Genomic DNA, 8,913 nt, shown 5'->3' with positions numbered 1-8,913 from the left:
ATCTTTATTGAAGAGCTTCACGCTGCAGACCTATATGACAAAGTATCTCAAGCGTTCACGGTATTCCTACCAGTTCGCTCTGTAGGTGTAATGGGCGATGGCCGTAAATACGACTGGGTTGTATCACTGCGTGCAGTAGAAACCATCGACTTTATGACGGCACACTGGGCGCACCTACCATACGACTTCCTTGGTAAGGTATCTAACCGTATTATCAACGAAGTTGATGGCATTTCTCGTGTTGTTTACGACATTTCTGGTAAGCCACCAGCGACTATCGAGTGGGAATAATTTTCCTCTAGACAGTTGAGTTTATAAGAACCAGCCTTCGGGCTGGTTTTTTTGTACTTCAAGTTTGTGAAGAGGTGGCTCAACTTTTTTGTGAGAGATATATACATGCGATTAAATTAAATATATATTCATTTTAATTGTTTAATTATCATAAATGGTATTGCTATGGAACAGGCTGACGTTACCTCTCTCATTCCCATCCTTATTACTCTTTTCCTCGCGCTGACCACAAGAAATGTCGTTGTTGGTTTATTCGCGGGTGTGGTGAGTGGTGTCGCTATGCTCGAAGGGACATTTGTCGAAAAAGGGCCACTAGACTCGTTTAGTGCATTGATGAAAAGCTATCTACTGCCGCAATTAACTGACAGCTACAATGCGGGCGTCATTTTGCTCTTGGTCTTTATTGGTGGCTTTGTTGCCTTGATGGAGAAATCTGGCGGTGGTGTGGCGTTTGCTAAAAAGGTCACTCAATGGGTGGCGAGTAAGTGCCAAGCTCAACTGTCCGCATGGTTCGGTGGTGTTGTTATTTTCTTCTCAGACCTTGGTACACCACTGATTGTTGGCCCTGTTTTTCGCCCTTTATTTGATAAGTTAAAAGTATCACGCCAAAAATTAGCTTTTATTATCGATTCGACTTCCTCTCCGGTGGCAATCTTGATCCCTTTTATCGGATGGGGTGTTTACATCATGGGGTTGATTCAAAAAGAGTTTACTGCCCTGAATGTCAGTATGAGTGATTGGGATGCTTTCATTGGCGCGATCCCGTATCAGTTTTACGCCTTTCTTGCGATCGCGATTGTGCCGATTGTCTCTTTCTTCAAATTAGATTTCGGACCGATGGCGAAGGCTGAGCAGTTAGCAGAACAGGGCTCCGACTTTGGGAAAGTACAGGAGTCCATGAATGTGTTTACGCATAAAAATGCAAAATCCAGTTTTGTATGGGCGCCTTTGCTCGTTATGCTGGTGGTTCTATGTACCATCCTCGTGCCACACGGTTTTCCATTTCAAAAAGTGGCAGGATCAACGTTTAGGGCTGCACTTTCTTCTGCATATTTCTTCGCGGCCTTCACTTTAATTGCGCTGATGGCGTTTTATGGCGTAAGAAAGCTTTCGGATGGTATTCAGGTTTATCTGAAAGGGATGTCAAACATGATGTCAGTGGCGGTGATTCTGGTATTGGCTTGGGCGCTTAGCTCGGTTGGGAAAGAATTAGGTGCAGCTGCATACATTGCTGAACAAGCTCAAGCCGGTTTCCCGTACTGGCTATTGCCAGCAGTCGCCTTTTTGCTTGCTGGTGTTATCTCATTCGCTACGGGATCATCTTGGGGGACGTTCGCCATCATGATGTCATTAGTGATCCCAACTGCCGTTGCGATTGATGCACCACTGTTGGTTTGTATTGGTGCGGTATTATCTGGTGGCTTGTTTGGCGATCACTGTTCTCCCATCTCTGAAACTACGATTTTGTCGTCGACAGGAGCGGGGTGTGAACAGTATGAGCACTTCCGTACACAATTGCCCTACGCATTACTCAATGGAATGATCGCATTAGGGTGTTTTCTTTTAGCTGGAATCAACGCCTCACCAGTGATTGTGCTTGCCGCAATTATTTCTCAGTGTGTGGTTTATTTTGTGCTGTCTAAACAAAAGTCAACCGCGAAGCTAGAGGTGGTTTCGGCAGAACAATAAAGAGAGAAACATCACAAAGCGGAGGCTCACAGGGTCTCCGCTTTTCTTTTGAGTCAAGGTAACATTTTTCTTGTGACAAAATGTGTGTGAGGACCTATTTATTCATTTTGTCTCGCAGAATCAACGTACTTGGCTCGGTGTTTCGTACATATGATCCACTATATGTCTAGTTATTCCTCGTATATTGTATTGTTGAAATCCGGAGACTAGACATGTTTGCACTCAAACATCTTCCTCTTGCATTGAGTTGTGTCTTAGCAGCACAAGTGAATGCGAGTATGAATATTCAGCCCGATCCGCAAAATCCGAATGGTTATGTTATTGCTCGTGGTGACGTTCAAGCCGTAGAGCAAAGCAAAACTTCTGATCCTATGTATGCCATTTGGTCACAAGCATTAGAGACACGCCCGAACTCAGTGGTTGAAGCGATTGTTCCAGGGGCGACAACCAACCCAGAAAACGTGAAGCGTGTAGAGCGTGTATTCCCCGAAAGTGAGTGGGACTTCCTGACTCAAATGGCGGCACCTGAATACACTTACACGCGTTTCCTACGTGCAATTGGTAAGTTCCCTGCATTCTGTGGTGAGTACACAGACGGTCGTGATTCGGATGCAATTTGTAAAAAATCGATCGTGACAGCGTTTGCTCACTTTGCACAAGAAACCGGTGGCCATATTTCGATAGATAACGTATCGGATAATCCGCTAGGGTTGGAAGAGTGGCAGCAAGCTTTGGTTCATGTGCGAGAAATGGGATGGTCTGAAGGGCAAGAAGGTTACACAACAGGTTGTGGTCAAAATGACTGGCAAAACAAACGCTGGCCATGTGAACCTGGACAAGGTTACTTTGGACGTGGTGCAAAACAGCTTTCTTACCATTTTAACTATGGCGCGTTCTCTGAAGTGATGTTTGATGGTGATGCATCTGTATTGCTAAAAAATCCAGGCTTGGTTGCGGATTCGTGGCTGAACTTAGCATCGGCTATCTGGTTCTTCCTAACCCCACAAGCACCGAAACCTGCAATGCTACATGTGATTGACCGTACTTGGGTGCCTTCACAGCGTGAGCTTGATGCTGGCATTGGTTACGGCTTTGGTACCACCATCAACGTGATCAATGGTGGTATTGAGTGTGGTGAGCAAAACAAGGATAAAGGTCAACCTGTTAACCGTATTCGTTATTGGGAAGGTCTTGCCGCCCATTATCAAATTCCAATTGAAGCCGATGAGACCAATACCTGTTGGCAGCAGACGCCTTACGGCAGCTTAAATCTGAATGGTGCGACAGACGTGTTGTACACCAACTGGGATGGAAACTGGAAATACTACTCAGATCGTCCGGGAGGCCACTCTTTTGAATGTGAACTTGTTGGTTTCCAAACGGCTTACTCTGCGCTAGTTGCAGGTGATTATGAGAAATGTGTAACTAACTTCTACCAATCTCATGCGGGTTGGCCAGAAGTTCGTGTAGTTGACAAGTTAGATCCAGTGGATCCGGTCGATCCGCCTGTAGGTGGTGTGGCAGCTTGGGATTCTGGCAAAGTATATAACACGGGGGAACAAGTCTCTTACCAAGGTGCTGTTTACGAAGCGAAATGGTGGTCACAAGGTAATGAGCCAACGAAAGGAGACCCGTGGAAGCTGGTTTCAGGCACTCCTACGGAGCCGCCTACAACGGAACCTGAACCACCGGTGACTGAGCCAGAGCCGCCCGTCACAGAACCTGAGCCGCCAGTAACCGAGCCAGAACCACCAGTGACAGGCAATTTTATTCAGTGGGAGCCGGGTGTAACGCAAGTCGCTAACGGCGATAAAGTGACGTACCAAAACAAATGTTTTGTTGCGAAAAATGGCCCAGGAGTGTGGGAAAGCCCAACGCAAAGCAACTGGTTCTGGGACGAGATTTCTTGTCAGTGATCGAGTAAAAAACAACCTAACTATCTATAAAGACTCTGCTTTTTTGCAGGGTCTTTTTTTATATATGTAGTGGTTTATTTGTGGAATCTAAGTTTTCAATAACAGCTTTTCTCTTTTGTTCTGCAGCCCATTAAAATTCGCGCGCATTTTTTATCAACATTTTTGAAAAAAGGTATTTGTACATGTCGACAAAACTGGCTAACCCAGCACCGCTAGGTCTAATGGGTTTCGGTATGACCACTATTCTGCTCAATATTCATAATGCAGGATTTTTCCCAATTGACTCTATGATCCTAGCGATGGGCATCTTTTACGGTGGCCTTAGCCAAGTAATCGTTGGCATCATGTGCTTTAAACGCGGTGATACATTCGGCACAACTGCGTTTACTTCTTACGGTCTATTTTGGCTAACATTGGTTGGTCTAATCGTAATGCCTCACATGGGTCTTCCTGCAAGCCCTGCAAGCTTTATGGGTTGGTACCTAGCGCTTTGGGGCATCTTCACTGGTTTCATGTTCATTGGTTCTCTATGTTACCCAACAGCGAAGCAAGTGGTATTTGGTTCTCTAACTATCCTGTTCTTCTTGCTTGCTGCTCGTGATTTCACTGGTAGCGAAGTGATCGGTGCTATCGCTGGCTTCGAGGGTATCTTCTGTGGCGCAAGTGCAATTTACTTCGCAATGGCGCAAGTACTGAACAACGAATTTGGTCGTGAAGTATTACCTGTCGGTAAAGCAAAAATCGCTCGTAAAGTTGAAGCGGTTATCGCCTAAGCTGTTACTCATAATGAAGAAAGGGGGATTAACCATTGGTTAATCCCCCTTTTTTATGTCCTCAATCGGACCACTGCTTTTTCTTATTTATGTGATAACGCTATGTTGATGGTTGCTCAACAGTTTCTGCGCTATTGCTGTCTGCCGTTGGTGCTTTACCCGTTTTACGTCGGTACTTATCTTCCCAGTAATCTGCGCCTTTAATGCCCAGTGCAACAGGGTTAAATGTAAAATCGGTCACACCACGTTTTTGTTGCTCTTCGTAGTCGTTCAATGCTTTGAGTGCAGGCTTCGACATAAAGAAGATGATCAAAATACCGATGATGTTTAGCCACGCCATCAGTCCTACGCCTACATCACCCATCGCCCATGCTAAGTTGGCGGTTTTCACGGTTCCGTAGAACACGGATGAAATAATGATGACTTTCAGAATAAACATCAGTCCATTTACTTTGAACGTACGACGAATGTAAGCAATGTTCGTTTCTGCAATGTAGTAGTAAGCCAGAATGGTCGTAAACGCGAAGAAGAATAGAGCGATTGCGATGAATGGCTTACCCACGCCAGGTAGTGCGCTTTCGATCGCCATCTGTGTAAACACAGGGCCATTTGCACCAATATCCGCTGGTAGGTTTTGAACCAGGAATGTACCTTCAATCGCACCATTTACGTTGTACGCGCCAGTGATCAGAATCATGAACGCGGTTGCTGAACACACAAGTAATGTATCGATGTAAATAGAGAAAGATTGAACAAGACCTTGCTGAGCTGGGTGATCAACACTCGCTGCTGCTGCTGCGTGAGGACCAGTACCTTGACCTGCTTCGTTGGAGTAGACACCACGTTTTACACCCCAGCCGATTGCTGCACCAACGCCTGCCATTGGTGTGAACGCGTCACCAATGATCATGCCGAAAATGCGTGGAACCTCACCAATGTTTAGAAGGATGATGACAAACGCAGTAATGATGTAAGCTAACGCCATAAATGGCACAACGACTTGGGTAAAGTTCGCGATACGCTTTACGCCACCAAAAATGATGAAAGCCAAAATGACACAAACAACCGTACCAGTGAAAATTTTAGCAAAACTGAAGGTACCAATAGCGGTTTCAATCATGTCACCTGAGCCAAATGCGGCTTCTACTGCGTTACCGATACTGTTCGATTGAACGCCAGGAAGTAGAACACCACAAGCAAAGATGGTCGCGATAGCAAAGATCCAAGCGTACCATTTTTGTCCCATTGCTTTCTCAATATAGTAAGCAGGGCCACCACGGAACTCGCCTTCGTCTTCTTCTTTATAAATTTGTGCAAGTGTTGATTCTGCGTATGCGGTTGCAGCGCCAAAGAAGGCTACGACCCACATCCAGAATACGGCGCCTGGGCCACCGAAACCGATAGCAGCAGCAACACCAGCAATGTTACCTGTACCTACACGGCCAGACAGTGAAACGGCAAGTGCCTGAAATGATGATATCCCTTTTGTTGAACTCTTCCCTGAAAGTAATAAGCGCCACATCTCAAAGAAGTGACGAATTTGTACAAAACGCGTCATGATTGAATAGAACAAACCTGCGCCAAGGCACAAATAGATCAGTACCGGGCTCCAAATAATTCCATTCAGAAAATCAACTAATGACTGCATGAGTATTTTCCCTGTTAGTTGTGTTTGTGGTTGTTTTTCACACAATACATTACCCTTTATGTAATGCAATTGTTAACTTTTTTAGCTACAAATCCTTTGTAGCGTGATGATGAACACAGAATGGAGAGTAGTTGTTAAAATTTGGTTCTTGTTGCTTATTTGCTCCTTTTAGGTAGAAGATTTGCCTGATGATTAATTATGCAGCACATTGTCATTTAAATGTGCTGCGATTTTGATGAGTTAAAAATGCCAGTGGTTATGCATTTTGTGGAGTAAGTGTCTGCCTGTTTTTTGTTCAGTCATGTCCTCAGGCGTAACGACAAAGGTTAAGCTCCGCATTATCCATCACTTTTGTTTTTTCACCTTTCATTACGCTTGCTAGCAATTGACCTGAACCACAAGCCATCGTCCAACCCAGAGTTCCGTGTCCGGTGTTAGTAAAAAGGTTATCGTATTTAGTCGCGCCGATAATTGGTGTGCCATCAGGCGTCATTGGCCTAAAGCCGCTCCAAAACTCAGCTTGGCTGAAGTCACCACAACGAGGAAAAAGATCACGGATGACCATTTCGATAGTGTTTTTGCGCTTTTGTGGAAGGGAAGTATCAAACCCTGCTAATTCTGCGGTGCCAGCTACGCGAATTCTGTCATCAAATCGAGTCATAGCGACTTTATAGGTTTCATCCATCACAGTAGATCGAGGAGAGAAGTGTTCATCTTCCATCGGGATGGTGAGTGAATAGCCTTTGACAGGGTAGACCGGAATATCAATATCGAGTTGCTTGAGTAGCGCTGTAGAGTAGCTGCCAGAGGCCACTACATATTGGTCTGCTTTAAATTGTCCTCGGTTCGTTTGGACACCTATGATCTTTTTGCCTACTGTAACCCAATTGCTTACTTCAGTATCGAACTCAAATCGGACACCGTGTGCCTTAGCAAGCTCCGTTAGTTGTTGGCAAAATTGATGGCAATCGCCCGTTTCGTCATCAGGTAGATGCAAGCCACCAACCAGTTTGTCTTTCACAAGTGCAAGCCCTGGCTCTTGTTCAATACATTGTTCGACGTCCATTAGCTTAAATCGGGTTCCGCTTTGTTCAAGGAGCTGCATGTCCTTTTCAATAGCTTGCAGCTGTTGATGTGTTCGGAATACTTGCAAGGTCCCAAACTGACGTCCTTGATACTCAATGGCGTGTTCTTGGCGTAACTGTTCTAAGCAAACACGGCTGTGGTTAGCGATCGAAAGCATGCGAGCCTTGTTAACTTGATAGCGAGGTAGGGTGCAGTTCGCGACCATTTTACTCGCCCAGCGGATCATGTCGGCATTCAGAGTGGGTTTGATTTTAAGTGGAGCATGCTCTTCCATTAACCACTTAATGGCTTTAACAGGAACACCAGGCGCAGCCCAAGGCGAAGAATAGCCATACGAGATCTGCCCGGCATTGGCGAAGCTCGTTTCCATGGCACTGCTTGGTTGGCGGTCAATGACGGTAACTTGATAGCCTGCTTGAGATAAATACCAAGCAGAGGTTAAGCCGATAACGCCGCTGCCTAATACGATGACTTCCATTGATGCACTCCACACATTTATCAGAGTGCTCAGTTTCTTTTCTTTACCTTTTATTAACAATCGATATAAATTACACACAGTGTTTAGAAAAACTATAGGCTCAAGGATGAAAAGTAATCTGATAAGTGGTTTGTGCCTATTTAGCCAAGTCGCGGAGTACAGTAGCTTTACTGGTGCCGCAAGACATTTACACCTCACCACTGGTGCCATAAGCCAACAAATTATTCATTTGGAAGCGTTATTAGGTTTTACTTTATTTGAACGCCACTCTCGCGGTATTCGTTTAACCGTAAAAGGCACTCAGTTACACCAAGCGACGCAGTTTCACTTTTCGGAACTGAGCAAATTGCTTGATGAGCTCAAAGTAGAAAAGCAAACCAATGAAATTCGTTTGAAGTTGACGCCTTCTTTTGCTTTCAAATGGTTAGTCCCAAAGCTCGAAAGCTTCCATCATGATAATCCGGATATCCAAGTACAAATCTTTGCGGAAGGTGCGCTGGTAAATAGTGAGATAAAAGACTATGACGTCGCAATTGACTATGGTCTTCATCCTTATAGAAATGCTAACGCGGAGCTGATTTTGGATGAGCATCTGCTACCGGTGATGAGTCCAAAATACCTTGAGGATCATGGCTGGCTAAAAACGTTGTTTGGTGAGCAAAAAAACTCAATGCCAGTGAAGCAATGGCAAGAGGCGACGCTACTACACGATGCGATGCCATGGGAAAAAGCGACGCGTGACTATGAGTGGCTATATTGGGCGTCAGCGATGGGGTTGGATTTTAAAACCGATGTCGGACACTTTTTTAATCGAACGGATATGGCGATGTCTGCAGCCGAAGCTGGCGTTGGGATTGCGATGGCTCGAATGGCATTGATTGAGGATGAATTGACGACAGAGCGTTTGGTTTCTCCATTCAAACCGATTCCTGCCAATGCAGGGTATTACTTGATCATGAACACACGTACGAATGCGACAGAAACGTTTCGTCACTGGTTACTTGGACAGTTGAATTAGCGTTTTATCTCTGT

The 8,913-nt window shown here is 45.1% G+C and carries 6 protein-coding genes and 1 pseudogene; 5 read left to right on the top strand and 2 right to left on the bottom strand.

What is annotated here, in order from left to right:
* From R7041_RS16500 to R7041_RS16485, 4 genes and pseudogenes are all read left to right on the top strand, one after another.
* Positions 1–291, top strand: a pseudogene (locus R7041_RS16500) (GMP synthase (glutamine-hydrolyzing)); the annotation flags it as partial.
* 165 nt (positions 292–456) lie between these two features.
* A complete protein-coding gene (locus tag R7041_RS16495; protein ID WP_064369007.1) occupies positions 457–1,980 on the top strand; it encodes a Na+/H+ antiporter NhaC family protein in 1,524 nt (507 codons plus the stop codon).
* A 212-nt stretch (positions 1,981–2,192) separates the two neighbouring features.
* Positions 2,193–3,896: a chitinase gene (locus tag R7041_RS16490; RefSeq protein ID WP_206949575.1), complete on the top strand. Its 1,704-nt coding sequence runs from the start codon at positions 2,193–2,195 to the stop codon at positions 3,894–3,896.
* A gap of 182 nt (positions 3,897–4,078) precedes the next feature.
* Positions 4,079–4,669, top strand: a complete 591-nt coding sequence (locus R7041_RS16485; protein ID WP_005381682.1) for an acetate uptake transporter — start codon at positions 4,079–4,081, stop codon at positions 4,667–4,669.
* A gap of 100 nt (positions 4,670–4,769) precedes the next feature.
* On the opposite strand, the gene R7041_RS16480 is transcribed toward R7041_RS16485, so the two are convergent.
* Together R7041_RS16480 and R7041_RS16475 are read right to left on the bottom strand one after the other, a co-directional pair.
* Positions 4,770–6,317, bottom strand: coding sequence for an alanine/glycine:cation symporter family protein (locus R7041_RS16480; RefSeq protein WP_005381681.1), 1,548 nt, complete (start codon positions 6,315–6,317; stop codon positions 4,770–4,772).
* A gap of 307 nt (positions 6,318–6,624) precedes the next feature.
* On the bottom strand, positions 6,625–7,881 hold the full coding sequence (locus R7041_RS16475) for a D-amino acid dehydrogenase (RefSeq protein WP_206949573.1): 1,257 nt from the start codon (positions 7,879–7,881) through the stop codon (positions 6,625–6,627).
* A gap of 106 nt (positions 7,882–7,987) precedes the next feature.
* Here R7041_RS16475 and R7041_RS16470 point away from each other — a divergent pair, with 106 nt between their 5' ends.
* Positions 7,988–8,899 (top strand): LysR substrate-binding domain-containing protein, encoded by a 912-nt coding sequence (locus R7041_RS16470; RefSeq protein WP_042521185.1) that lies wholly within the window; start codon positions 7,988–7,990, stop codon positions 8,897–8,899.
* Positions 8,900–8,913: the final 14 nt, after the last annotated feature.

The organism is Vibrio sp. 1751 (assembly GCF_033339895.1).
In the GTDB taxonomy this organism is placed as follows: domain Bacteria; phylum Pseudomonadota; class Gammaproteobacteria; order Enterobacterales; family Vibrionaceae; genus Vibrio; species Vibrio alginolyticus.
This window is presented reverse-complemented; position numbering and strand designations above follow the sequence as displayed.

Coding starts and splice junctions, on each gene's coding strand:
- R7041_RS16495 (WP_064369007.1), top strand. CDS start 457: ATGGAACAGGCTGACGTTACCTCTCTCATTCCCATCCTTATTACTCTT.
- R7041_RS16490 (WP_206949575.1), top strand. CDS start 2,193: ATGTTTGCACTCAAACATCTTCCTCTTGCATTGAGTTGTGTCTTAGCA.
- R7041_RS16485 (WP_005381682.1), top strand. CDS start 4,079: ATGTCGACAAAACTGGCTAACCCAGCACCGCTAGGTCTAATGGGTTTC.
- R7041_RS16480 (WP_005381681.1), bottom strand. CDS start 6,317: ATGCAGTCATTAGTTGATTTTCTGAATGGAATTATTTGGAGCCCGGTA.
- R7041_RS16475 (WP_206949573.1), bottom strand. CDS start 7,881: ATGGAAGTCATCGTATTAGGCAGCGGCGTTATCGGCTTAACCTCTGCT.
- R7041_RS16470 (WP_042521185.1), top strand. CDS start 7,988: ATGAAAAGTAATCTGATAAGTGGTTTGTGCCTATTTAGCCAAGTCGCG.